Genomic DNA, 25,637 nt, shown 5'->3' with positions numbered 1-25,637 from the left:
TCGCGCCCAGCATCCCAAGTCGGACCCCGAAGCGCAGGAGGCTTTTAAAAAAGCTTCTGCGAAACCGTGAAGGCGGCCTTGCCGGAAGCGGCAAAGGACAAGCCGATCGAGATCTGGTTCCAGGATGAAGCCCGGGTCGGCCAGCAGGGCACGCTGACCCGCGTCTGGGCACGGCGGGGCACGAGACCACGCGGCCCGCGCGACCGACGCTACAAATGGGCGTATATCTTCGGGGCCGTCTGCCCCACCCGGGCAACGAGCGCGGCGCTCGTCCTTCCCCGGGCCAACGCCGAGATGCTGCAATTGCATCTCGACGAGATCGGCCGACAGGTCGCCGAAGATGCCCATGCCCTCCTCGTCTGGGACGGTGCGGGCTATCACAAGTCGCACGACCTGAACGTTCCCGGCAACATCACCATCGTCGAACTGCCGCCATACGCCCCCGAACTCAACCCGGTCGAGAACGTCTGGCAGTATCTGCGCCAGAACAAACTCGCCATAACCGTCTTCGACGACTATGCCCACATCGTCGACGTCTGCTGCGATGCATGGACATTCTTCGCACGAAACCCGGCAACCGTCGCATCAATCACCCGGCGATCATGGGCACAGGTCAAGGGTTAGGACGGTTGGTATAACACGGTTCGTCCTTACCCGAGACGGCGCGATGCAATCATCGTGAACGGCGGCTTCCCTTGCGTCCGGATGGCGCTTGCGAAGCCGCTCCGACCTGCGATGCCGCGTCGATCACGCTAATTTCCGTTGCGGAAGAAAAGCACTTAAGGCTATCGTTTCCAGCGACATGGCGCATAGCGACCCCGCTCGTCCTTGCGGCCCGTGGCGCGAAACACCGTCTGGAATTTCCACTGCGACCGGGCCGGGTCCAGGCGTCAAAGCAGCAAACGGATCGTCGTCGATGCCCCATGCCCAGTCGACATTGCGAGACGTTCGGCCTCGCCGTCCGATGCATCCCGCCTCGCCTGCCCTTCGCCGCCGCGGGCAGTCCCCGCAGTGAAGAACCGCCCTTCACCCCGTCCCCAATCGAGAGGCCTCAGACCGATGCCCAAGCTCCGCAACGCCATTCTCGCCGGCACGGCGCTTTGCCTCGTCGTCGGCGCGTCGAGCCCGCTCCGGGCCCAGCTCAGCGACGCGATCAACGACACCATCTTCGGCGGCGGTTCCGGCCGGGGTCAGGTCGCCAACCCGCCGGCCGTGCCGGATGCGGGCCAGCCGCCGGCCGACCAGCAGCCGCCGGTGTCGGAGCAGCCTCCTGCGGACCAGCAGCCGCCCGCCGGCGACACCACGCAGACCGGCGACCAGCCGCCGGCGTCTACCGCCGATCCGCAGCCGCAGCAGAACGACACCGCGGGGACGACGCCGCAGCCGGTAACACCGGCCGCCGGTGACGACCAGTCGGCGCCGGCCAACGCCACGCCGAACTATTCCAGCGGCGGTCCGACCCCGATGCCCGGCGGCAGCACCGTGCCGGTGCATCTGACGACCGGCGACGAGCCCTCCCTCGGACAGGGCATCCGCCTGTCGCAGGAGGAGATCTCCGCCGGCAATGTCGGCTTCCGCTCGATGATGGAGATCGGCCGCCACCTGTTCACCCAGTCCTTCACCGCCGTCGAGGGCTACGGCGAGGGTCCGACCGGCCCGCGCGAGAAGAAGCGCCACCAGATGACCGCGAGCGGCATCGGGCCGATGGCCGCCTTCGCGCAGATCCCCTGGATGCGCGTCCACGGCCTCGACGCCCAGGCCTGCCTCGAATGCCACAACGTGTCGGGCTTCGAGACGCCGGTCGGCGGTTCGACGCCCGGGCGGACGGTCCGGCCGGACCGCGTCTCCGGCGCCGGCGCCGTGACCTCGGCGGCGATCATCAATCCGCTGCTCGAGCTTCCGGCGCCGAAATGGGTGGTCGAAGCCTTCCAGGAGCGCGGCGTCGCCGATCCCGGCAACATGTATGCGGTGTTCCTGCGCAATCCGCCCCACGTCTTCGGCGCCGGCTACACCCAGAAGCTCGCCGAGGAGATGAGCTTCGATCTCCTGGCGCAGCGCCGGGCGGCCGTCGACCAGGCCACCCAGAACCGCGGCCAGTGGTACGAGATCCGGCTCAACTCCAAGGGCACCGACTTCGGCCGCTACCAGGTCCGGGTCAATGCCGGCGCGCCGGCGCCCGGGGAGTTGCTGGCGCCCTGCGGCCAGGAACAGAGCCTCGTCGAACGCTGCGACCGCATCGAGGGCGTCAGCGAGGACTTCGTGGTGCGGCCGTTCCAGTGGAAGGGCATCGCCTCCAACATGCGCAACTTCGTCCGCGACGCGCTGAACTTCCACTTCGGCATGGTGCCGGAGGAACTGATCGCCGCCGGCGCCAATCCGGATCCCGACGGCGACGGCATCGTCGACGAGGTGTCGATCGGCGAGGTCACGGCCCTCACCGCCTTCGCGCTCGGCGCCCGCCCGCCCTCGCAGATCGCCCCGGCCGACAGCACCGAGATCGCCGCGGTCGCCCGCGGGCGCGCGATCTTCGAAGGCCGGGCCGGCGGCGATCCGACGACCGCCTGCGTCACCTGCCACCAGTCCTCGAAGACCGTCCTCAACCCGGTCGTGAGGATCCACGATCCGCGTCCGGACCGGGAGTCGCTGCGCGTCGTCGCCCGGGAATCCAACCGGCCCGAGCCGGCGCTGACCGTCACCGAGAACGGCGTCGGCCTCGGCCAGGCCGCACCGCGCGGCCTGCCGCTGCCGGTCGAGCAGGAGTTCCTCGAGGGCGGCCAGACCGCGGCGAAGGAACGCGCCGTCGCCCCGGCCGCCCAGGCGAACGAATCCGCCGGCCGCGGCTTCCCGAAGGGCGCCGCCTTCGCCTTCAACCTCAACATGAACACGCCCTTCGAGGAGAAGGTGTTCCTCGCCTCCGAGCCGCGGCTTGCCTCCGACGTCACCGGCGCCGTCGACGTGCCGCTGTTCTCCGACCTGAAGCGTCACAAGATGGGCCGCTGCCTTGCCGACGTGATCCACCAGCAGACCGACCGTGCGGGCGTCTTCGTGCCGCGCGATCAGTACGTGACCCGCGCGCTCTGGGGCCTCGCCGACACCGGGCCCTGGCTGCACGACGGCCGGGCGCTCAGCCTGCGCGACGCGATCCTGAAGCACTCCGACGCCGCCTGCGCGGACAACGGCTCCGGCTTCGTCAGCGAGGCGAACGGTGCGGTGACGGCCTTCCAGGCGCTGCCCGCCGAGGATCAGGACGCGCTGCTCGCCTTCCTGCACACGCTGCGGCTGCCGCGCGACGAGGGCTTTGCGGGCGTCGACCAGAACCGCTGAGACAGGCGGGGGGGGGGGGGGGCCCCCCCCCCCGGGGGGGGGGGGGGGGGGCGCCCCCCCGCGGCCCCCCCGGCCCGGATCCGGCATTGCCGGCGTCTCCCCGTAGGGGCGGCGCCGGCATTCGCGCATGGTTCCCCGGCGCGATTTTCTCTGGGTCTTCCACTCGGCTTTTCGAAACGCAGCGAGCTTTCGACCCTGAGGAGACAAACGATGCGCTCGAGACTTTCGACCACCGCCCTTCTGACCACCAGCTTCCTCGCCGCCGGTGCGGCCTTCCTGCCGCAGGCCGCCAGCGCCGGCGACTATTTCGGCCCGCGCGCCAGCGCCGCCGAGATCAACCACGTCATCAACTCTTCTTCCAGCTATGGCGGCGGATATGGCGGCGGCTATGGCGGCTATTCCCCGCGTTACGGCGGCGGCTACGGCGGCGGCTACGTTTCGCGCGATTACGGCCATGACGGCTACGGCTACGGCCATGCCGGCTACGGGCACGACGGCCGCGGCTACGGCTATGCCGACCACGGCTACGGCGACCGCTACTACGGCGACCTCGACGACTTCCACGCTCCCCGCCGCCATCGCGGCGTGGTGGTCTACCGCTACCGGACCTATGCGCCGTTCGAGCCGGCGACCGACTATGCCGAGCCGACGGTCGAGACGCAGGACGTCCGGGTCGAGACCCACGACATGCAGGGCGAAGCCCACGACATGCACGCCGCGACGGACAAGCCGGAGCCGCGCAGCGACGTCGGCCGGCCGATCCTCTTCGCTGCCGGCATGTCCGGCCTTTCCGAGACGGCTGCGGCCGACCTCGACCGCATCGGCAACATCCTCCTCGCCTATACCGAGACCGACGTCCGCGTTCTCCTCACCGCCTATACCGACGCGACCGGCACGCAGGAGCAGAACGAGGCGATCTCGATGAAGCGGGTCGCCGCCGTGAAGGCCTACCTGTCGGAGAAGTTCGACATTCCGGCCGACCGCTTCGTCGAAGCACCCTTCGGCGAGACGCCGGCGCCCGGCATCGACGATCCGCTGGCGCCTGAAAACCGCCAGGTGGTGGTGGCGCTGCTCGGCCTCGATCTCGACAAGACGGGCGACCGCCCGGTCGCCGATGCCGGCGAGCCGGTTGCCGCCGAGACCGCGAGCTACCGCACGGCCGAGCCGACCTGCCGCGTTCCGGCCTACCCGCATGCCGACTACTCGGTCGAAGGGCGTCTCGTGGCCGCCGGCTTCCAGGACATCGACGACTTCGGCGGCGGCCGGGTGATCGAGGTCTGCAAGATCGGTCACTGAAACGGACGGGGCGGGCCGGCGAAAGCCGCCCGCCCTTCGAGCCTGCCGGCAGGGCTTCGCAGAAGCGAGCCGCCGGACGATGCAACCGAACAGCGTGCCGACCTTCGAGAATCCCCGTCAATTCACGGATAACGCTGCGGAATCTCTGCCGCGAATGCTTTTCCTTCGAAAGCCTCCACTGCCTGATCGATCCACTTTCCTGATGGGTTTCAAGCGCACGACTTCGTGCTAGAACTCTCGAGGAATATTGAGGACGCAACGACGATGAACGGCGCTTCGAACCTGGGCGGTCTCCTACGTCAAGCCGTCGTATTCGCGCTGGTTTTTGTTGCCGCGGCGGCGCCGGCCGCGAGGGCGGACGAGGTGCTGCGCCCCGGCGCTCCCCTCGTCGACAACGTGCGCACCCAGGTCACCGCGGCGATCGCCGGCATCCTCACCTCGAACTGCATCGCCCCCGACGCGCCGCGCCCCTACGACCTGACCTATCTCGGCCTGCCGGCCGGCGATCCGCACGTTTCGGAGAGCCTCAGGTCGCGGATCAACGGCGCGCTGCAGGAGGCGATCCGCGGCTCGGGCCTCGCGATCAACGTCAACACGGCCGAGAACGCCCGCGCCCTCCTGCCGATTCTCGGCGCCAGCGACGAAAGCAGCCGCCAGCTCGAGCAGATGGTCAACCGGCTCTACGCCTCGACCTTCGCCGTCGCCGTCCAGGCCTCGCGCCCGACCGTCGACGTCGCCCGGCTCAACGTCGCGATCTTCGCGCGGTCGGGCTCCGGCTCCTACAGCTGCAACCGCACCGTCGCCATCAACCTGCACCTGCCGTCCTTCACCGCGATCGGCGACTTCCGCGGATCGAGCGTCGACCTCGTCGAGCTCTCCGGCGCATACCAGTCGGTGCTCGGCACGGTGGCGCCGAAGCTCGCTTCCGCCACGAGCCTCAGCTTCGAGCCCGACATGCATGTCGACGGCAGCTGCAATCTCTCCGAACGGGCGGCCGACACCTTCACCACCGCCTATTTCCAGATGCAGCAGGGCGATCTCGCCGCCTGGCTTGACGGCAAGCCGCTGCCGCCGCTGATCACCGGCCAGGCCGACGACAAGGCGGAAGGCGTCGTCATGGACGTCGACTACCGCCTGCCGGAGAAGAACGGCCGGATCGTCGACCTGACCCTCACCATCCGCACCGGAAAGACGGTGCTGACGCGGCGCCAGGCGCTCGCCGTCGCCGACGAGGGGATGCTCGACGGATGCCGGCCGCAGGCGGTGGTCGAGGCCGCCAAGGTGCCGGCCGTCAAGACCGCCTCCGCCGCCCCGAACGCGTCGGCCGCCCCGAACGCTTCCGGCACCCCGGCCGGTGCCGCTCCCTCGCCGGCAGCTTCCGGCACCGAGACGAAGGTCGCCCCGCAGCAGCCGGAGGACGCCGCCTCGGCGGTCCCGGCGGACGAGAAGCCGGCGCCGCAGCCCGTCGACGCGGCGGCCTCGGCGACCCCCGCGACCGGCGGCGACGACAGCGCGGCGGCCGAGGACGACCAGGGCCAGCCGCCCCGCCACCTCTTCATCATCGCCAATCACGCCTACCGCTATGCCGAGGACGTGCGCTTTGCTCCGAACGACGCCAGCGCCGTCGAGAAGCTGTTCGTCGAGCAGTTCGGTCTCGCCCCGGCGAACATCACCCGCTACGAGGACCTGACCAAGGCGGAGTTCGAGTATCTCTTCGGCGATGCCGACAAGCCGGGCACCATCGCCAACCAGATCTCCTCGCCCAACGCCGAGGTCTACGTCTATTTCGTCGGCCACGGCTCGCGCTCCTTCATGGGCGGCGGCAACGACAGGACGCCCTATCTCCTCGGCATCGACAGCCGGCCCGACCGGCTCGACCTGACCGGCTACGACCTCAACACGATGATCAAGCGGCTCGCGCAGCTTCGCGAGAAGACCTTTCCGAAGGGCCGGGTCGTCATGATGCTGGAGAGCTGTTTTTCGGGCCGCTCCGACGCCGGCGACTTCGTGACCGGCGTCAGCGCGCCGAATTCCGGCGAGCCGCCGGTGATCAAGGCCGACAAGGGCGTGACGCTGATCGCCGCCGCCCATTCCGACCAGGTCGCGGTGTGGGATTCCGAATATCGCCACGGCGTCTTCACCGACGCCCTGGTCTCCGCGCTCTACGGCGAGGCCGACGAGAAGCGCTTCGGCGGCAACGGCGACGGCAAGGTCACGGTCGCCGAGCTCGACGACTTTCTCCAGAACCGCATGTCGCGGCGGATCAAGCAGCTGCGCCCGGAGTTCCGCCAGACGCCGGAAATCGACGGCGCGGCGCCGACCGAGGTGCTGTTCACGCTGCCCGACGACGGCGTCGGCCGCGAGGAGGCGACCGAGCGCGAGCACTACGAGCTCCTCACCGCCCGGGAAATCCTGGAATCGAAGGATCTCGGGGGCGTGCAACCCTATCTGCGGGGCTGCGTCTACTGCCCGCTGAAGGACGAGCTGCGCGACCTCGTGCAGACCGAGCGGCGGCGCGAGGCGATCTGCCGCGCCGAGGAGCGTCATTCCGCCGAACTCTTGAAGAGCGGCAGCGCGCTGGAGATCGGCGCCTATCTCCAGAGCTGCGAATGCTGCGGCGACAAGAAGCCGCTGGAAGACCGCCTCGCCAAGCTCAACGGTCCCGATCCGGCCGCCCTCAAGGACGAGGCCCTATGGGCGGCGGCGGAAAAGGACGGAACGCTCGACGCCTACTGGTACTACGTCCAGAACTGCGAGGAGTGCACGAAGAAGCGCGAGGGCGAGAAGAAGGTCGCCGGCATCTGCCAGCGTGCCCACGACACGGTCGAGACGCAGTTTCCGGCCGACCGCTCCTATGACGGCCTGCTGCGCTACCTCGCCAGCTGCAACGACCTGCCGCCGGTCTGCGGCGCCTGCCAGAAAATGAGCGAGGCGATCAAGCTGGTCGCCGAGATCGAGAGCCGGCCGGATTTCGCGACAAAGGACGCCGCGGCGCCGACTGCCGCCGAGGCCGCGCCGCAGCAGCGCGTGGCCGCCGTCGAGAGCGAGGATCTCAAGGCCTACAAGACCACCATGTCGTCGACCGACTCGACGGACTACGACAACTTCCTCGCGCAATATCCGAAGAGCGTCTACGTGCCTGAAATCAAGGAGCGGCTCACCAGCCTGCTCGCCCAGGAAGCCACCTGGGAAGAGGTCTCCAACATCCACACGGTCGAGGCCTATCGCCGCTACGTGCTGCAGTATCCGACGGGCAAGCATCTCGGCGAAGCGCGCGACCGCATCGAGATGCTCGCGGACGAGGCCGACTGGCAGAAGGTCCTCGTCGAACGCACCCGCGACGCGCTGGTCGAATATCTGAGAAAGCGGCCGACCGGGCGCTATGCCGGCCACGCCCGCCAGCTGGTCCGCGATTTCGACGAGAAGGGCTGACGCCGGAAAAAGTCGCAGACGGGGTAATCGGCAGCGACCGGAGGGCGGCATCCGGTCGCTGCAGCCATTGAAAGGTTCGGCGCATGGCGCAGCCCGAGACGCTCTTCACCTGGTCCGAGACCGCCCGCACGGAATTCGACGCCCTGGTCGACGGCAGCAACGCCTCCGACCGTTTCCGGCTTGCTCTCGCCCAGACGATCGCCAGCGGCTGGGGCGCCAATCGCGACAAGCCGGTGTGGGCGCTGGCCGGGACGCTGGCGCTCTTGGGCGAGACCGGTGCCGGACTGAAGAGCGCGCTCGACTTCCTCTGGCTCCCCGCCAACACGGCGTTCGCGCATCTCGGCGCCTGCCGGCATCCGGCGGTCTCGGCCAACGAGGGCGGGTCCTTCCATCTCAAGCTTCCCGGCGGCGGCCTGCTGCTCGACCGGTTCCGGCTGAAGCTCCTGCAGAAATACCTCGAATTCCTGATCTCCTGCGACGGCTTCGCCCATTCCGGCGAGGTGGCCGGCCTCCTCGACGCCTGCCTGCGCGGCGGCCTGTCGGACAAGGGCGCCATCGACACGGCGGTCAAGTCCATCGCCAAGATCCTCTACCGCTACCGGACCGAGCATTTCGACGACGGCCACGCCACCTCGGCCTTTTCGATCCTCAGGGCCTATCTAGCGGGCATCGGCGACACCATCACCGACGACACCGTGTTCGAGTTCTGGTCGGCCGAGACCAACAGCCACTTCAAGACCTACCAGGCGAGCTTCTTCGCTCTGAAGGACTATGTCGACGCCCTTGCCGAGGCCCGCTCGCGCGCCGCGATGCGGCGGGCCGGCGAGATCGACGCGCCCGGCATCGCCGCCGAACTCTCGGTCGACTTCGTCGATCCGTTCGAATTCGAGGACGAGGACGGGGCGGCGATCGGCGACGTCGCCGACGACGCCGAACAGGCGGCCGCGGCAGCGACCGGCAGCGGCGAGGAGGCGGCGAGCGCGGCACTCAAGGCGGTGGCCGACAGCGAGGTGAAGCTGATCAAGAAGCGCGAGGAGATGCTCGCCGCGCCGATCGTCTCGGCCGGCAGGTTCGGCTGCAGCCTGCCGCTGGCGACGCTGCGGCTCCTCGCCTTCCACCCGATCCAGTCTGCGCTTTCCAATTCCCTGAGGACAGGCAAGGCCACCCTTTCGCTCGAGGAGCGCGTCACCTGCGTCGAAGCCCGGCGCTACGGCGTGCTCATGGGCGAGATCGGCGACCTCGAAACCGCGATGACCGAATGGCTGAAGATCGCCTTCGCCATCCGCACCGAGGAAGCGACGGGCAATGCCCGGGCCGATGCCATCCGCGCCGAGGGTGTCCAGCTCCTGAAGACGCGGCGCAGTCAATCGCTGGCAAGGCCCCGCGAGGAACTCGCGGACGCCTTCGAAAGGGTCGAACGGGCGCTGATGGCGCTCGCCCGATCGCTCGCCGACTTCCGCGCCGCCGTGCGCGGGCGGCGGGTCCGGAGCGACGATCTCGACTCCGGCTTCGAGGCAGACCGGGCCAAATTCGCGGCGCAGCTGACGAAGCTCTACGCCACCTGAAATCGTGCGGCGCCGCCGGCAGCGGCCGGTGCCGCGACCAGAAACGGGACGATGCGACCGAAGGCCCCGAAGAAGGCCGGTCCGAAAGGGATAAAGCCGTGACAATCCGTATCGATCAGATCACTTCGCCGGAGCTTCTCGCCGAAGCCGAACGCCGCTTCGTCGACCGGCGCGCGACGCGCGAACTCGCCGGTCACGGCGAGGAACGGGCCGGCGCTGCGGGCCGCATCGACGTCGCGGCGTTTCTGGCGGGGGGCGGCGCCGATGTTGGCGCGCCGGTGCCGATCGGCCTGTTGCGCCTGCGGCGCCAATATCTCCAGAGCCGCAGCCTCGCCTTCTCGACGGTCGCCCGCGCCGCCAGCACGGAAGCCGACGTCGCGCGGACGATCGGCGGCTTCCGGCTCGAGCTTCTGGACGAGGGCGACGCCTTCTTCGTGGTCATCTCCCCGAATTCCGATGGGGAACTGCCGCGTCACCTTACCTTGATCCACGAAGAAAGGAGATTGTCACTGGATATTCCGTTGGGTAATCCTATCGGGGGTGTGCTCCAGATGGGGCTCGACCCTGCGTCGGACGGTGACCGGAGGACGATCGAGCTTTTGAGGGATCCCAGGACGGAGATCTACCTGTCCTGACGAGTTGAATTCACCGCGCTTTCGCAAGGGCCGCAAAGGTTCGCCGTCGGAAGCCGCGAGGAAGGTGTCGAGAAGAACCGGATGCAAGCGCTTGAAACCGTGCGTCAGTTCACGCACAGTCCGGCTTCCGATCTCGTTATGGATGCGGCGCGTTTGGCGGCGAACGGCAACGCGCAGAAGCGTATGCGTGTCATCATCCCGACCACGGCGAAACCGGTCGAGCTGCGTGCCGTCAAGCGGCGGCCGCGCGTGCCCGCGAGCTACATGGCCGTCGTCGGCGACTTCCGCCCGCTCGCCCTGTCCGCGGACTACCACCGCTTCGTCAACGGTCCGCTGCGTCTCGTGGTGCCGGATCTCCCGGCGACGGAACTCAGCCTGTCGGACGCGCTCGATTGCGGCCGCTCCTGGGAGCTGCCGGTGCTTCTCGCCCATCTGATGGAGGCGGCCGGCCGGCTCGATGCCCGCGAGCCGCTGCTCCTCTGGGCGACCGGGATGGTCGATGCCGACCTCAATCCACAGAGCGCCGACTACCACATTCCCCTGAAGCTCGAACTGTCGAAGCCGATCTTCGCCGAAGCCGAGGCGAGCGGCGCGCAGATCGCCATGGTGGTCCCGCCGCTGCAGAGCGACGAGGAGCGCCGGCTGGTGGAAGCCTTCGCCGCCGAATTCGGCGCCAAGCTGACGGTCGCGGCCTCGCTTGCCGAGGTGACGGCGGCGTTCGGCCTCGAGACCGAGCTCGAGGCGCCCGACGCGGCGTCCCCGCAAGCGGCGGCGTCGACCGCCGCGGCGAACGCCCCGGCACGTCTGGCCGACGTCAGCCCGGCGCTGCCGCAGATCCGCCCGCAGCGTGGCGCACGCTTGGCCTATGGCCTCGGCGGTGTCGCCGCCGCCGGTCTCGCCGTCGCCGGCATCGCATTTTTTCTCTCTGACAGTTCCACTCCGCTTTCCGAGACGGGCCACGAGCCCGAACGGGCTCTCGTCGCCGCAGCCGACAATCTCGCGGTGGACGGGCTCTATGCGGAGAACCGAGCGGCATGTCAGGAGAAGATCTATACCGGCGAGCATCTGGTGGTGGAGCCGGCCGAACGGGTGGGCGACGGCTACCAGCTCAAGGCGAGCGAGGGCCTCTGCGGCCTCAGGCTGCGCAACATGTCCGAACAGGCACAGAAGCTCTTCGTCGACACGCGGCTGACCGGCCTCGCGATCCCCGGCGGGGCGTCGATCCTGTCCGGGGGCGATCTCTCCGCCGGCGAGGCGACACTTCTCTATTTCGCGCGAACACCCTCCCCCCTCTCGTCCGAGGCGGTGTTGCGCGACCCGACGGGCCGGGAAAGCCGCGTTTCGATCGCGATCGAGTGAAGGCACGGTGCGCGGCGATGTTGGAAACGGGAGGACCGGCATGACAGCACAGCACCCCACGAAAGGCCGCCGGCCGACGCCGCTCCGCCTTCTTCGCGCGCGCCGTCTTGCCGGGTTTGCGGGCCTTGCCGGCTTCGTTGCGCTGGCCCTGCCGGGCCCGGTCCGGGCCCAGACCGACATCAACGCGATCCTCGGCGGCGAAACTCCCGCCGCCGGCGAGACCGCCGGGACCCCGGGCATCCGTCCGCAGCCCTTTCCCGGAACCGTCGACCAGGGAACGGCGCCGCAAACGGGCCGGGCGGCGACCGAGGTTCCCGTCGCGAAGGGCGGCGAGGAACGCTGGGTCAACAGCGACCATCCGGTCGAAAACCTGTCGGTGATCTCCGTCCATCCGCTGCCGGGCGAGAAGTGCCAGGACGTTCTGTTCGACATCCGGCCCTCGACCCGGGTGCGTCACACCGCGGCGGTGGGCGGCACGCTCGACTTCGACCTCGGCCAGCTGTGCCTTCTCGGCATCCGCAACGAATCCGACCGGCGCACCGTCGTGGTGCGCGTGGGCGAAGAGCTGAAGACCGTCGCGATCGTCTCCGACAGCCGGCTGAATTCCGGCATCGCCCTCGGGCCGGGACGCGAGATCATGACGCCGATCCGGCCGCTCGACGTGAAGGCCCTGTCGATCGGCGTCGAGGCGGTCTGGGACGACCAGATCGATTCCCCGAATCCGACCGTCGAAAGCTTCGCGCTGCGACTGGTCCGGAAAGACAAACCCGGAAGCTGAGGAGCCCGACCATGGCGCGTTCCCTTTCTGCGACGAACCGGACCGGCAGGGCTGGAAAGCCCCGGCTCGCAGCGCTTCTCGCCGCCGCGATGCTCGGCGCCGCCGCCCTTCCGACGCTCGCCGACGCGGCCGACTTCAAGCTGCCGGCGGACGATTACGGCAAGGTCGTCCTGCCGCTGCACCAGTCGCTCGGCGATGCCGCCCGCGACGTCGTCGACCGGCAGAACGTCTTCGAGCCGGTCGGCCTCTTGCGCGAGGACGATCCGATGCGCCGCCTGTCGCGGTCGATCGGCCGGCTCGACCTGAAGGTCGAGGAAAACGGCCAGCAGTTCCTCTCGACCTGCACCGCCACGATCGTCGAGGGCAATCTCGTCCTGACCAACTACCACTGCATTCCGGGCTTCTCCGGCAAGGTGCTGGAGGCCTCGATCCTGCTCGACTACTACGGCCCGGACAGCAAGACGACGCGCATTCCGGTCGAGACGACGCCGGTCGAGAAGGACCCCAAGCTCGACTATTCGCTGTCGCGCCTCGCCGGCCCGGCCCCGAGCGATCTCGAGCCGATGACCTTTTCGAAGGAACGCTCGCGGCCGCTCGAGCGCCTCATCGTCATCCATCATCCGGCGGGTCAGCCGAAGATGATGACGCAGTTCCGCTGCTATGCGGCGGACAAGCAGGACGACGGCCCGATGCTGCGCCACCGCTGCGACACGCTGCCGGGCTCCTCGGGGGCGCTGATCTTCAATTCCGACCGCCAGGTCGTCGGCATCCACCATTCCGGCGGCCTCAACGAGAACGACCCGAACAGCTTCAACGAAGGCTCGAACACGGTCGACATCATCAAGGAGAGCGCCTTCCTCCATCCCGCGTCGGATGCCGGCGCCCCGGCCGCGGTCGCCACCAATCCGGCACAGACCGCCCCCGGCACGACGACCGCCGCGGCCGCGGAAGCGCGCCAGCCCGCCGTTTCGCCGCAGCCCACGGCCGCGCAGCAGCCGACGAGCGCCCGCCAGCCGGCGGCCGGCGGCGACCCCAACCCGATCATCGGCGGCAGCGACCGGGCGCAGCCATACAACGATCTTCTCAGCCAGTGAGCCCACGCAACGCCCTCTGGCGCTTCCACTGCACCCGAGACAACCGATCAACCGCATCAGAAGGCTTCAAGGACATGGCAAGGATGACGGGTTCGACGAGCGGACGAAACGTGAGATCGGGGCGGCCCGGTGCCGTGATGCCTGCCCGCGTGGCGCGCCTCTTCCTGGCAGCGATGCTGGTCTCCGTGGCGCCGGCGGCCGTCGGCGCCGGCGCCACGGCCTTCGCGCAGCAGACCAAGGTGCAGCCGAAGAGCGAGCGCGCCGAGCGCATCATCCGGACCCTGCGCCCGGATCGGCAGAGCCGGCAGTCCGACGCCGCCTATGCCAACCGGATCATCGAGATGGAGATCCCGCTGCCCGGCCGGCATCAGATGAAGAAGATCATCCTCAACTACAACCACTCGATCGATCTCGCGGTCTATTACGACTTCGACAGCTCGCAGATCACGCCGGAAACGGCGGAGGTCCTCGACGATCTCGGCTACGCGCTGGAGGCGAGCGAGCTCGACGGCAGCCAGTATCTGATCGCCGGCCATACCGACGCGGCCGGCAAAGACGGCTACAACCAGTGGCTCTCCGAAAGCCGGGCGCTCGCTGCCAAGCGCTATCTCGTGCAGAAGTTCGACATCGATCCCGACCGGCTGGTCGTGGTCGGCTTCGGCGAGAGCCGGCTCGCCGATCCGCGGCGCCCGCGCGACGGCATCAACCGCCGCGTCGAGATCACGCTGATCGAGGACGGCTATTCCGGGCCGACGGCGGAGCGCTTCGAGGCGCCGCGCGCGACCTACCGCAAGGGACCGGCGCCGAGCGCCGAAGATCTCGGGCTGGTCGAATACGCCCCCGCCCCGGTCGCCGGCTCGAATGCCGACTGCGAAGGCACCGAGGGGATTTCCGATCCCCGGCCGTCCGACACCGGCCTCGACGATTTCGGCAACCGGCCGACGCCGGTGCCCTGCAGCGACGTCGCCAAGAACGTCGCCCCCACCCAGCCGGAACCCGTCGACGAGGAACAGCCGGATCAGGCTGACCAGACGACGCAGCCGGCGCCGAGATCCGACAACGCGACGCCGGTCGTGCGTCCGCCGGCCAGTGGCGCCGCGGACCAGAACTCGGCGATCGGGCAGTGAAGGAGGGGCCGCAACGAACCATCGTCTCTCGATCCGCGCGGCCGGTGGCCGCGCAGCCCGTCCGAAATGCCCCGCAACCCTTTTCTAGAAACCGGAGAGCCCCAATGAAGATGCTCGCAAGAACCGCCATCGCCGCGGTGTTCGGTGTCTGCGCCATGGCCGCAAGCGCCGCGCATGCCGCGACGATCAACGTCCTCGTCATGCAGGAGGACTGGGACCAGGAGAGCCTGCCCCGCAACAACCGCATCCAGAATGCGGTCCTGTCGACGATCAACCAGACCCTCAACGCCCCGGCCTATCAGTCGAAGCTGCGCCAGTACGGCATCGAGGGAATGGACGTCTACGACGAGACGGCGCTGACCCTCAACTTCTACCAGCAGGACCGGCAGCGCCGGACCGACGAGGAGCTGATCTCGGTCGTGCGGTCGATCGACAATCCGCAGATCGACTACGTCATGCCCTATACGCTCTACGCCCGGGCGGTGACCGAGCCCTACAGCGGCATCGTCAAGCTGCAGATGTCGCTGAACTATCGCGCCCTCGACGTGCGCAGCGGCCGCTTCGTCGGCGGCGACAATCTCGACCTCGACACCAAGGGCGTCTCCTTCACCGGCTGCGCCGCCGGTCTGAACGGCACCCCCGCCGACCCGCACTGCATCAAGGAGTTCGTGTCGCTGAACGGTGAGAAGCTTGCCCGCAACGCCGGCAACAAGCTCGCCATCCAGCTCGCCGCCCTGCTCGGCCGCCAGTATGGCAGCGGTCATTCCGAGACGATCGTCGAACACGGCGACACCAACGAGGCGATCGGTGACGACGTCGCGGGCCTGCCCCGCCATGGCGTCGGCGGCTCGGTCTGCGACAACCCGCCGACCACCTTCGCCGTCACCTTCCGCGGCTTCGAGCAGCGCCAGGTGAACGCGGTCGAGGAGTACATGTCCTACTGGAAATGCGCGCTCGACCTCGACGTCACGTCGTCGGACTTCTCGGAGATCACCTTCTCCTACAAGACCCGCTCCGACCAGCAGCGCGTGCTGCGCAACGTCCGGCTGATGCTCGAACTGATGGGCGTCGTCGCCGAGCCGCAGACCCAGGGTTCCAACGAGATCGTCGTGGAAGCCCTCGGCGTCCGCGAGAACTGACAGAAGACCGGCGCCCGCCCCGACGGCGGGCGCCATCCCCGACGAGCCGCCCCGTCTTTGACTGGGCCCGCCCCCTTTCCCGAAGGTTCGAAGCGATGCGCAGGATCGACCGCACTGTCTCACGTCGCCGCCGGCTTCGCGCCCTCGCCCAGACCGGCACCGCCCTCGCCGTCACGATGACCGCCTCCGGCCTCTTCCTGCCGCTCGCGAACGCCCAGGACGGCTTCGCCGAAGCCAGCCGCCAGATCGTCCCCGGCGCCGCCGCCGCGTTGTCGCAGAACCCGCCCCGCCTCGTCGATCCCGCCCGGGTGCTCGTCACCCTGAAGGCCGGCCAGAACCGCGAGAGCCTGCGGGTCGAGGCCACCCGGCGGCAACGCGAATCCGCCGGCGGCGCGATGGACGCGGTGGTGGCCGCGATCGCCTCCGCCGACGCCAGCGGCCGGACGCTCGTCCTCACCCTTCCCGGCGCCAGCCGCGAGAGCAACGGCCAGGCTCCCGCCCCCCGCCGGCTCGAACGCGGCAGCGATTTCGCCGCCGGGCTCGCGCCGGAAGCCGCCCGCCTCGTCGGCGAGCTTCGCAACCTGCCGCAGGTGGCGGCGGTCGAGCCGAACCTGATGCGCTTTCCGACCCAGACGGCCGATCCGGCCGCCGCCATCAACGCCATTCTCGGCGGCGATGCGCCTTCGGGAAACACCGCGCCCAGCGCCTCGGGGCAGCCGCCGCGCGGCCTCGGCGCACCCTCCCGCGACGCGGCGCGGCCGACCCCCCAGGTCGACGCGCCGGGCGCACCGGGAGCCCCGGTCGCAAGCGCCGACATCCCGGCGCTCTCGGACGATCCCTTGGCGCCGCTGCAGTGGCAGCTCTTCGACCATTCCGCCGACAACCAGGCGAACCGCGTTCCCGGCGGCACCGGCTTCCGGACGTTCCGCGAAACCCACCGCCAGGGCTCCGGCCCGGCACCGGTCGTCGCCATCGTCGATACCGGCCTGATCGCCAGCCATCCCGACCTTGCGGTCAATCGCATTCTTCCCGGCTACGACTTCATCTCGCTTGATCTCGTCGCCAACGACGGCGACGGTCGCGACAGCGATCCGACCGACCCGGGCGACGGCAGCGCCGCCGACTTCTGCGGCCCCGGCACGCCGGCGACGACGAGCAGTTGGCACGGCTCCCACGTCGCCGGAATCGCCGGCGCGGTCGAGGGCGACAACCGGATCGGCATCGGCCTTCCGGGCGTCCCGGTCCGCATCCTGCCGGTGCGGGTCCTCGGCCGCTGCGGCGGCTTCGATGCCGACATCATCGACGCCATCCGCTGGACTGCGGGTCTGACCGTCGCGGGCGTGCCGGACAACCCCAACCCCGCGAAGGTGATCAACATGTCGCTCGGCGGTCCGGGCGCCTGCCCGGCGGCCTACCAGGCCGCGGTCGACGAGGTGCTGGCGAGCGGGGCGATCCTCGTCGTCGCCGCCGGCAACGAGGCGAAAGACGCCCGCGAATCCTCGCCGGCGAGCTGCAACGGCGTCATCACCGTGGCCGCCTCGGACGCCCGCGGCGTCATTGCGCCCTATTCGAATTTCGGTCCCCGGATCGACGTTTTGGCACCCGGCGGCAACAGCGCCCGCGACGACGACCACAACGGCTTCGGCGACGGCATCCTGTCGCTGGTATCCGGCGGCTACGGCCTGAAGAACGGCACCTCCATGGCGACGCCTCTCGTCTCGGCGGCGGTCGCGGCGCTCGTCGCCGACAGACCGGCGATGACCGCGAAGGAGGCGCGCGACGCGCTCGCCGCGACGGCGCTTCCCCGCTCCAGCGCCGAATGCCCGCAGGGCTGCGGCGCGGGACTGATCCAGGTCGCGTCGCCAAGCGGCACGGCGGCGGCGTCGAGCCTCGTGCGAAGTTCACGATAACCCGCTTGTCCCGTCATCCCCATCGACGGGGCGACGTTTGCGAAATCCCATCACGCGTAAGAGGAGCGAGTTTCCCATGCCACGATTGTCCCTGTTGGTCGCGGCGATCTTCGGAGCGCTGGCGCTCTCGGGCCCGGCCCTCGCGCAGTCCTGCGACACCTACCGCGTCGAGGCCCGGCTGTTGAACATGCGGGCGGAGCCGAACGTCTTCGGCACCATCCTCGACGTCCTGCGCTACAACGAACTCGTCTGCGTCTCGAAGAACGAGACGACGGGCGGGCAGGACTGGGGCTACGTCGTCTCGAAGAGCCGGCCGGACGGCAGCGACACGCAGAAGGCCGAAGGCTGGACGTCGCTGCGCTACCTCGCCAAGGTCGACCAGCCCGCCGGTTCTCCGACGCCGGTCGCCGGCGACGACCAGGCGGGCGCCGTGCCCGATCCGGGCAGCGGCCAGACGGTCGCGCCGCCGCCGGACACCGAGCAGCCGGTGACGCTGAGCTTCAGCGAGCCGGTGCCGTTCGGCCCCTTCCCGGTGCGCGGCCGCACCCTCGAACAGCTGTCGAACTCGCTGCCGCTGTTCTCGCCGATCGAGGGCCTGCCGGAAGCCAAATGGAAGCGGCAGTGCACCACTTGCCACCAGTGGAACAAGGATCGGCTCTGCGACCAGGGCAAGTCCTACGCCGCCAATCCCGGCAGCATCATCCGCATCCAGCATCCCTATGGCGGGCCGTTCAAGAAGGCTCTGTCGACCTGGGCCGCCAGCGGCTGCCAGTAGACCGAGGTCGACGCACCGCCGGGTACAGCATCCGCCAACCGTGTGGAAGAGGAACGCCAAATGGCTACGAGACACGTGATGACGGCGGCGGGCTGCTTCGCAGCCATGCTGGCCGTCGCGGGTTCCGCCGGGGCCTGCGAATTCTACGAAGCGATCGACAACCGCACCGAGCTTTTCGACAAGCCGGACAGCGGCGCCGGTCTCGCCTTCGCCGTGCTTCCCGAGACGGCGCAGGCCTGCGTGATGGAGCAGGCCGCGGATCCGGCGGGCCACAAGTGGTACCGGCTCGGTTTCTATACGGTGGCCAACGTCAAGTACAATGTCGACGGCTGGGTCCGGGCTCCGGGCGACGCGGCGCCGGCCGGCACGACCGTGGCGGCGGTGAGCGAGCCGACGCCGGTGGCGACGCAGGACGAGCCCGCAAAGCCGCAGCAGGGCGCGAAGGAGGCGTTCTTCGCCAAGGGCTGGACGCTCGACAATGCCCGCTCGCGACTGAACTTCGTCACGATCAAGAAGGGGACGGTGGTCGAGACGCAGAAATTCGGCGATCTCAGCGGCTCCGTCGCGCCGGGCGGCGAGGCGGAGGTGAAGATCAAGCTGGAATCGGTCAGCACCGGCATCGACATTCGCGACGTGAGGATGCGCTTCCTGCTGTTCGACATCGACCAGTTCCCGGAGGCGACGATCACCGCCAAGATCGACCCGCAGGCGATCGGACAGGTCTTCGACGAGGCGCGCATGACCTACGATCTGCCGCTGACCCTGACTGTCAGGGGCATCAGCAAGGACTTCACCGTCCCTGTCGTCATCTCCAAGCTCGGCGACAATCTGGTGTCGGTCGCCTCGGCCTCTCCGGTGACGGTCTCGACCGCCGACTTCGGCATGGAGGACGGCCTGAAGAAGCTGAGCGAGGCGGCCGGCGACATTCCGATCACCCCGTCGTCGCCCGTCACCTTCGAACTCGCCTTCGTTCCGGCGAGCTGAACCGGCCGCAATGCGGCCCAGGGTCGGGGCAGGCCTCGTCGCCGGTCCCCGGCCCCTTGCGAGCGGCGCGACCTTCGGCGGCAATGGTTGACTTTGGCCCGCCACCTTCGCATGTGCGGGCCATGCGCGCCGCCGAAGCCGACATCCTGATCATTCCCGGATACAAGGGATCGCCCGAAAACCACTGGCAGAGCCGATGGGAGCGCAAGCTTTCCACGGCCCGGCGGGTGGAGCAGGCGGAGTGGTCGAAACCCGTCCTCGACGACTGGACCGACGCCGTCGCCGCGGCGGTGAACGATTCGACCCGGCCGGTGGTGCTGGTCGGCCATTCGCTCGGCGTCGCCGCGGCCGTCCAGGCGCTGGGAAAATTTGACCGGCCGGTGGCCGGCGCCTTCTTCGTCGCGCCGCCGGACGTCGAAAGTCCCGCCATCCGACCGAAGCACCTGCGCACCTTCGGCCCCTATCCGCGCGATCCCCTGCCGTTTCCGAGCCTCGTCGTCGCCAGTCGCAACGACATGTTCTCGTCCTTCGAGGCGGCAGAAGACATCGCCGGAGCCTGGGGCTCGCTCTTCATCGACGCGGGCGAATCCGGCCACCTCAACGCCGACAGCGGTCACGGCCCGTGGCCGGAGGGCCTCCTCACCTTCGGCCGCTTTCTCAGCCGCCTGCCCCGCCCGCCGCACTGAACCTTGCGGCAGCCGGGCGGTGCCGCCCGCGGCGGAGCGCTTCCTCCTGCCAAAACCCACGACCACCAGCCCACCTGAGGACATCCCGCACGAACAGTAGAAGCGCGGTTGGCGGTGCTGCGCCGGCGGCGGCTCAGCCGTTGCGGATCTGCGTCTCGGCCTCCGCCAGAAGATCGGCCATGTGGCGATGGATCTGATGATCCGACTGCTCGATCTTGGCGCCGTCGAAGTCCGAGCGGATCTTCTGGAAGATCCCCTCGTCGCCCGGCGTCTGGAAGGCGACGGCGACGAGTTCCTGCGCGTAGCGCTCGGCTTCCTCGCCGGCAAAGCCGAGCTTCTCGGCCACCCAGAGCCCGAGCAGCTTGTTGCGGCGCGCCTCGATGCGAAAGCGCAGTTCCTGGTCGTGCACGTACCGGCTTTCGAAATCCTGTGCGCGATCGTTGAAGGACATGTCTGGTTTCCTCGCTGGTCGGCCCGGGCGGGCGGTCGCCCCTGACATAAGGAAACATCGCCGGCTTTTGAAGCGAAATTCGGCCGCCGCGTCCCCGTCGCCGGAGCGCGCGCCGGCCCGGTCAGCCGCGTCCGAGTTCGGCGCGGAGCTGGCGCAGCTCGAGCCGCAATTCCTGCACCTCGCGGGCGAGGTCGCGGATGAGTTCGCCGAAGGCTTCGGCCTGTTCGACGCCTTCCCGGCCCGCCTGCCGGGCTCTCTCGCCGATCGACTTGTCGAGCTCGCGCATCGTCAATGCCAGAGCCTCCACCGATCCCGCGAGATTGCGCACCGAGACGCCGTCGACGAGCGCCGCGTCGATCCGCGCGGGCTCGCTCCTTTCGCCGCGCTTCAAGCCGAGCTTCAGGACGACGGTGGAGACCGCGACGCCGATCACCCCGCCGGTCCACAGCACCCATTCGGGAAGCGAGCCGGCGTCAGGCATCGTCGCGGCACCCCTTCTCCTCGCCGATCCGGTAGAGGCACAGGAGCGAGAGCGCCGCCATCGCGCCGTTCGTCCCGACCTCCGGGGTGAAGACCCCGGCGTCGATCGCTTCGGCGAGACGGGCGAGGAGGATCAGCGCAAAGACGATCGCCCCGGCAAAGCAGCAGGCGGCACGCACCGTCGCGGCGACGGCGTGGCGGGACCCGCCGGCGACCAGCCCGGACGCCCATGCGAGACCGAGGCAGAAGGCGAGGAGACCGGCACCGGTCTGCCCCGGCGTCGCCGCGACGGGCGGGCGGGACGTGACGGCAAAGCTCGTCTCCGGAATCATTAAGGTGATGCCGACGAAGGCGAGATCGACCGCGCACAACCACTCGCCGTAGCGCGATCGCGCCCGCTTGCGGACGTGAACGAAGATCATTTCGCCGGCTCCGAGGCGGTATTCTTCGGCGCGAGATAGACGACGCCGAAGCCGAGCAGCGCATTGAAAATGCCGAGGCCGAGCCAGGCGTACCAGGGCATGTCGACGCCCTCCGGCACGGTGGCGAAGACGGTGGTTCCCGTCGCGGCGATGGTGGCGGCGGTGGCGCCGATCGCCTTGGCGACCTTTCCGAAGTTCATGGCAGTCCTCCTGTCTTTTGGGGTGGGGTTCTCCGCCTCCGGCGGTCCGGGCCGGCGCCGATACCGGTCGAGGCCGCGGGCCGGCGTGCAGCGGCGGCGACATTCACGGCGACCGCATCCGCGCAGCGAAGCCGGCAGCCGTCGACCCGAGGCGGGTGGTCAGAGCCGCGCCGCCTGGACGTGCATCCAGTCGTAGTTCCGCGCCCGGCCGAGGGAGAGCCAGCCTTCGGCCTCCCAGGCCTGCCACCAGGGCAGCGCGTCGGCATGCGACAGCCGCGCCTGCGGCGAATGGGTCTTCAGCGCGTTGCGCTCGGGGTCGAAGTCGATGGCGATGCCCCAGGAATGCATGGAGTAGCTCGTGCCGCCGCGCATCCGGCGGACGTTGAGCGAACCGCCGTAGAGGTCGAGACCGAGGGCGTGGCGCTCCTCGGCCGAATAGATCTCTGCGACCCGCTGCAGCACCCTTTCCGCCGAGGCCGCCACCTTCTCGTGCAGCGTCATCCTCGCCACCCTGGTCGTCTTCGACCATGCGAGGACCATGTCGAAGGGGATCTCGATATGCGTCTGACGGGTGCCGACCGCGCCGTAGAAGGACGGGACGCCCGACTGCCGCGGCCAGGCGTTGATCTTCAGCGAGGCGAGGGCAATCTTCTGGACCTCGGCTTCCGGCGGATCGCGGTGCTCGACGGCAGTGGCGGTCTCGGGATCGACCGCGCTCGACGATTCCCGCAGGGCCGTCACGACCGTCTCGTCGGCCATGCCGTCGACGGGCAGCCCCCGCGCCGCCTCAAAGGCGCGAATGGCAGCGGTGGTCATCGGACCGACGATGCCGTCGATCGGCCCGCAGGCAAAGCCGTGGGCGGTCAACCGGCTCTGCAGCCAGGTTTCGAATGTCATGACGATCTCCTTGAAACAGACGGGGGAGCGAACGGAAGAGACGGGGAGACGCAAAAATGCCCGGCTCGCCGGGCGGCCGGGCGGCCGGGCTGTGCCTGGGCCGAAGCCGGCCGCGCCTGATCGAGGCGCACGTCGGTCCGGCTGTCGTTTCGAGCAAAGTGCGCCCGGCGGAGAAAGCCGGGCCAGAGCAGGCGGCGAAATTGACCGGCGACCGATGATCGCCCAGAACGTCCGGGCGTCGGGAGTCCGAGCCGCTATGTCACGGCCATCAAACGGAGAGGCTCCCCGCGGAGCGACGGCGCGCGTCGGCAATGCGACAATACAGGGCGAAATTGTGCAATGTTCATGATTTGTACCATTATCACCGTCCGGCGGCAACCCCTGTCCGGCCGTCTCGTCTTAGAACGTTGCCCGATGACCACGCGTCTCGGTGAAACGCCGTGACAGAGATCGCCTCCTCCGACGCCCCCCTGGTGATCTTCGATCTCGACGGCACGCTGGTCGACACGGCGCCGGACCTCGCCGCCGCGCTCAACCACTGCCTCGGCGAAGCCGGTCACGAGGCCGACATGCTCGCCGTCGTGCGGCCCCATGCCGGCCTCGGCGCACGGGCGATGCTCGATGCAGCATGGCGCCGACGCGGCCTCACGTTGCCGGAAGCGGAGATGACCCGGGCGCTCGACCGCTTCCTCGCCCATTACGAAGCCCACATCGCCGACGCGTCGCTCCCATTCCCTGACGTCGTCGCGGCGATGGACGGTCTCGCCGCCGCCGGCTTCCGGCTGGCCGTCTGCACCAACAAGCGGCAGGCGCTGTCGGAGCTGCTCCTCGAAACCCTCGGTCTCGCGTCGCGCTTTGCGGCGATCTGCGGCGCCGACGTCGTGACGCAGCGCAAGCCCCACCCGGCCCATGTGGAGGAGACGATCGCCCGCGCCGGCGGCTCGCCGCGGCGAGCGCTGATGGTCGGCGATTCGGCCGCCGACATCGACGCCGCCCATGCGGCCGGCATTGCCTCGCTCCTCGTCGACTTCGGCTATGCCCCGGATGCGGAGGCCCGGGCCAAGGCGTCCGGCGAGATCGCCGATTACCGCGACCTCACCCCGGACCTCGCGCACCGGCTGATTGCGGCCGGGCCGCGCGGCTGAGGCGGGCGCCGGACAGGCCGGCGCGAGGAACGGCCGGTCGGCGAGAGCATCGCCGCGAGATCGCATATTGACGGCGGCCGCCGTCCGACCCTATAGGCAGGTTCCGCGTCGCCGCTCGGCGACGGGCGCACGGCTTCGAGAGAGTGTGAGGCGGACCTTCCGCACGGGCCGTGCCGCAGAAAAATGCCGAACCTTTCGGAACAGGCGAAAGCCGTTTTGGGTTCGGGGGCGCGTAGCTCAGCGGGAGAGCACTTCGTTCACACCGAAGGGGTCACAGGTTCGATCCCTGTCGCGCCCACCATCTTCATGAGAAATAAATGTCGGCCTTCCCGGGCAGCGCAGCCTGACGAGCGCCGGGCTTGTGCCCGGCGCCAGTGCCAGATGCCGTCATTGCGGCAGTTCGATCTGCATCTTCACGTCGACCGCGGGGGCGGAGGCCGCGATGTCGAAGGCCTCGACGCTGTCGGCGAATGAAAAGGTCCGGGTGATCAGCGGCTTCACGTCGATCGTCCCCGACGCGAGCATGGCGACGCAGCGCGGGAAGACGTGGGCGTAGCGGAAGATGTTCTCCACCCTCGCCTCGCGGATCATCGCGGCGCCCGCATCGTAGGAAATCGGGTCGGGCTGGCCGCCGATCATCACCACGCAGCCGCCCGGTGCCAGAGGCTCGAACACCCGCGCCGCGGCCTTGGGCGAGCCGGTCGCCTCGAAGACGACGTCGCAGCCCCAGCCGTCCGTGTCGGCCTTCACCCGCTCGGCGATGCTTTGCTTGCCGGCATCGATGCCGACGATCGCCGGCGCGAGGCTTTCGGCGATCTCCAGCTTCTTTGTCGCGAGATCCGCGACGTAGACGCGCGCGCAGCCCGCCGCCAGCGCCGAAAGCGCCGTGACGAGGCCGATCGGTCCGGCCCCCAGCACCACGGCGATGTCGCCGGGCCTGATCCTCGCCTTGGTCGCCGCATGGACGCCGACAGCGAGCGGCTCGACCATCGCCGCCTCGGCAAAGCCGACATTGTCCGGCAGCTTGAAGGTGAAGGCTTCCGGATGGACGCAAGTCGGCCTGAGGATGCCGTGGATCGGCGGCGTCGCCCAGAAACGCACCGCCGGATCGACATTGTACATGCCGAGCCGCGTCGCCTTGGAGTTCGGATCGGGAATGCCCGGCTCCATGCAGACGCGGTCGCCGACTTTCAGCGTCGCGACCTCCGAGCCGATCTCGATCACCGTTCCGGAGGCCTCGTGCCCGAGGATCATCGGCGCCGTCACGACGAACGGCCCGATCCGGCCATGGGTGTAGTAGTGGACGTCGGAGCCGCAGATGCCGACCGTATGGAGCTTGATGCGCAGGTCGCGCGGGCCGAGATGCTCCTCTTCCCGCTCGATCGGAAAGTCCCTGAGCGAGAGCTCGTGTTGGCGTTCGAGCACCAGCGATTTCATGGTTCTGCGCCTTTCCAGACGATGGGGTCGCCGCCGCGCCCGTCGGTGCCGGCGTGACGAAGCGTCCCTGCCGTCAACGGGTCGGCCGGGATGGCGGCACGATTTGGACGGCTCGGCCGGAGCCGAGCGGTCCGGCAATTCTATCCGCTGTGCCTGCGTTGTCCAACGTGTTGCGACTGACTGTGTCTTGCGACGTCTGCCCAGGGTTTTCGCTTTTCCGGCTGCCGCGGCGCTGCGCGCGGCCGTCGCGTCGACGTGGAAAACTCGTCGGCGAAGCTGACTTGCGTCGCGATGGCCCCGCACCGCAACCCTGGCTGCGACGACGTGGCGCGGGCTGGTTCGGGCGACGCGCGGCAAAAGCCGTGCGGCCGGAAGGTCCGGTGGTTGGAGCGTTTGGTCCGAACGGGATGTTCAGGCGGCCGTCGGGCCGCCGAGGGAGAGGCTGTTGCGGCTACGGCAGGGTTGGTTCGGTCGCGCCGGCGAAGCCTGCGCCGCGGCGGA

Annotated in this window: 21 protein-coding genes, 1 tRNA gene and 1 pseudogene; 17 read left to right on the top strand and 6 right to left on the bottom strand. The window is 69.2% G+C overall.

Going from position 1 to position 25,637, the window contains the following annotated elements; translation table 11 throughout:
* The 15 genes and pseudogenes from J1C47_RS17675 to J1C47_RS17605 form a co-directional block, all read left to right on the top strand.
* A pseudogene (locus J1C47_RS17675) lies at positions 1-624 on the top strand (IS630 family transposase); the annotation flags it as partial.
* Between the two features lie 435 nt (positions 625-1,059).
* On the top strand, positions 1,060-3,324 hold the full coding sequence (locus J1C47_RS17670) for a di-heme oxidoredictase family protein (protein WP_207352101.1): 2,265 nt from the start codon (positions 1,060-1,062) through the stop codon (positions 3,322-3,324).
* Positions 3,325-3,534: 210 nt separating this feature from the next.
* Positions 3,535-4,620 (top strand): OmpA family protein, encoded by a 1,086-nt coding sequence (locus J1C47_RS17665; protein WP_207352100.1) that lies wholly within the window; start codon positions 3,535-3,537, stop codon positions 4,618-4,620.
* 264 nt (positions 4,621-4,884) lie between these two features.
* Positions 4,885-8,052: a caspase family protein gene (locus J1C47_RS17660; protein ID WP_207352099.1), complete on the top strand. Its 3,168-nt coding sequence runs from the start codon at positions 4,885-4,887 to the stop codon at positions 8,050-8,052.
* Between the two features lie 83 nt (positions 8,053-8,135).
* The gene (locus J1C47_RS17655) at positions 8,136-9,617 is read left to right on the top strand and encodes a hypothetical protein (RefSeq protein ID WP_207352098.1); all 1,482 of its coding nucleotides are present in this window, start codon (positions 8,136-8,138) and stop codon (positions 9,615-9,617) included.
* Between the two features lie 98 nt (positions 9,618-9,715).
* Complete coding sequence (locus tag J1C47_RS17650; RefSeq protein WP_207352097.1) at positions 9,716-10,252, top strand: hypothetical protein; 537 nt, start codon at positions 9,716-9,718, stop codon at positions 10,250-10,252.
* Positions 10,253-10,435: 183 nt separating this feature from the next.
* Positions 10,436-11,611, top strand: coding sequence for a hypothetical protein (locus J1C47_RS17645; RefSeq protein WP_207352096.1), 1,176 nt, complete (start codon positions 10,436-10,438; stop codon positions 11,609-11,611).
* 40 nt (positions 11,612-11,651) lie between these two features.
* Positions 11,652-12,389 carry a hypothetical protein gene (locus J1C47_RS17640; protein ID WP_207352095.1) on the top strand — a complete coding sequence of 246 codons (738 nt, stop codon included), beginning with the start codon at positions 11,652-11,654 and terminating at the stop codon, positions 12,387-12,389.
* 11 nt (positions 12,390-12,400) lie between these two features.
* Complete coding sequence (locus J1C47_RS17635) at positions 12,401-13,483, top strand: trypsin-like serine peptidase (protein ID WP_207352094.1); 1,083 nt, start codon at positions 12,401-12,403, stop codon at positions 13,481-13,483.
* A 137-nt stretch (positions 13,484-13,620) separates the two neighbouring features.
* Entirely contained in the window at positions 13,621-14,610 is a 990-nt protein-coding gene (locus J1C47_RS17630; RefSeq protein ID WP_245396648.1) for an OmpA family protein, read from the top strand.
* 104 nt (positions 14,611-14,714) lie between these two features.
* Positions 14,715-15,749 carry a hypothetical protein gene (locus tag J1C47_RS17625; RefSeq protein WP_207352092.1) on the top strand — a complete coding sequence of 345 codons (1,035 nt, stop codon included), beginning with the start codon at positions 14,715-14,717 and terminating at the stop codon, positions 15,747-15,749.
* Between the two features lie 95 nt (positions 15,750-15,844).
* Positions 15,845-17,659, top strand: a complete 1,815-nt coding sequence (locus J1C47_RS17620; protein WP_207352091.1) for a S8 family peptidase — start codon at positions 15,845-15,847, stop codon at positions 17,657-17,659.
* A 76-nt stretch (positions 17,660-17,735) separates the two neighbouring features.
* Positions 17,736-18,434: a hypothetical protein gene (locus J1C47_RS17615; RefSeq protein ID WP_207352090.1), complete on the top strand. Its 699-nt coding sequence runs from the start codon at positions 17,736-17,738 to the stop codon at positions 18,432-18,434.
* A gap of 60 nt (positions 18,435-18,494) precedes the next feature.
* Positions 18,495-19,418 carry a YceI family protein gene (locus J1C47_RS17610; RefSeq protein ID WP_207352089.1) on the top strand — a complete coding sequence of 308 codons (924 nt, stop codon included), beginning with the start codon at positions 18,495-18,497 and terminating at the stop codon, positions 19,416-19,418.
* Between the two features lie 122 nt (positions 19,419-19,540).
* The gene (locus tag J1C47_RS17605) at positions 19,541-20,104 is read left to right on the top strand and encodes an RBBP9/YdeN family alpha/beta hydrolase (RefSeq protein ID WP_207352088.1); all 564 of its coding nucleotides are present in this window, start codon (positions 19,541-19,543) and stop codon (positions 20,102-20,104) included.
* A gap of 133 nt (positions 20,105-20,237) precedes the next feature.
* Here the strand turns inward: J1C47_RS17605 and J1C47_RS17600 are convergent, their stop codons facing one another.
* The 5 genes from J1C47_RS17600 to J1C47_RS17580 all read right to left on the bottom strand — a co-directional run bounded on the left by J1C47_RS17600 (position 20,238) and on the right by J1C47_RS17580 (position 22,554).
* Complete coding sequence (locus tag J1C47_RS17600) at positions 20,238-20,555, bottom strand: DUF1476 domain-containing protein (protein WP_207352087.1); 318 nt, start codon at positions 20,553-20,555, stop codon at positions 20,238-20,240.
* A gap of 121 nt (positions 20,556-20,676) precedes the next feature.
* A complete protein-coding gene (locus J1C47_RS17595) occupies positions 20,677-21,036 on the bottom strand; it encodes a hypothetical protein (protein WP_207352086.1) in 360 nt (119 codons plus the stop codon).
* Entirely contained in the window at positions 21,029-21,457 is a 429-nt protein-coding gene (locus J1C47_RS17590; protein ID WP_207352085.1) for a hypothetical protein, read from the bottom strand. Before J1C47_RS17590 ends, J1C47_RS17595 begins: the two co-directional genes overlap by 8 nt.
* Positions 21,454-21,657, bottom strand: coding sequence for a hypothetical protein (locus J1C47_RS17585; protein ID WP_207352084.1), 204 nt, complete (start codon positions 21,655-21,657; stop codon positions 21,454-21,456). The genes J1C47_RS17590 and J1C47_RS17585 overlap by 4 nt, the downstream gene beginning before the upstream one ends.
* A gap of 159 nt (positions 21,658-21,816) precedes the next feature.
* On the bottom strand, positions 21,817-22,554 hold the full coding sequence (locus tag J1C47_RS17580; protein ID WP_207352083.1) for a M15 family metallopeptidase: 738 nt from the start codon (positions 22,552-22,554) through the stop codon (positions 21,817-21,819).
* Positions 22,555-22,994: 440 nt separating this feature from the next.
* On the opposite strand from J1C47_RS17580, the gene J1C47_RS17575 reads away from it, so the two are divergent.
* Entirely contained in the window at positions 22,995-23,699 is a 705-nt protein-coding gene (locus tag J1C47_RS17575; RefSeq protein ID WP_207352082.1) for an HAD-IA family hydrolase, read from the top strand.
* A gap of 226 nt (positions 23,700-23,925) precedes the next feature.
* Positions 23,926-24,000 (top strand) — tRNA-Val (locus J1C47_RS17570).
* 86 nt (positions 24,001-24,086) lie between these two features.
* On the opposite strand, the gene J1C47_RS17565 is transcribed toward J1C47_RS17570, so the two are convergent.
* Entirely contained in the window at positions 24,087-25,136 is a 1,050-nt protein-coding gene (locus J1C47_RS17565) for an NAD(P)-dependent alcohol dehydrogenase (RefSeq protein WP_207352081.1), read from the bottom strand.
* Positions 25,137-25,637 lie beyond the last annotated feature (501 nt).

This window comes from Jiella sonneratiae (assembly GCF_017353515.1).
Lineage (GTDB): Bacteria > Pseudomonadota > Alphaproteobacteria > Rhizobiales > Rhizobiaceae > Jiella > Jiella sonneratiae.
The sequence above is the reverse complement of the archived record's forward strand: the minus strand, read 5'-3'. Positions and strand labels throughout refer to the sequence as shown.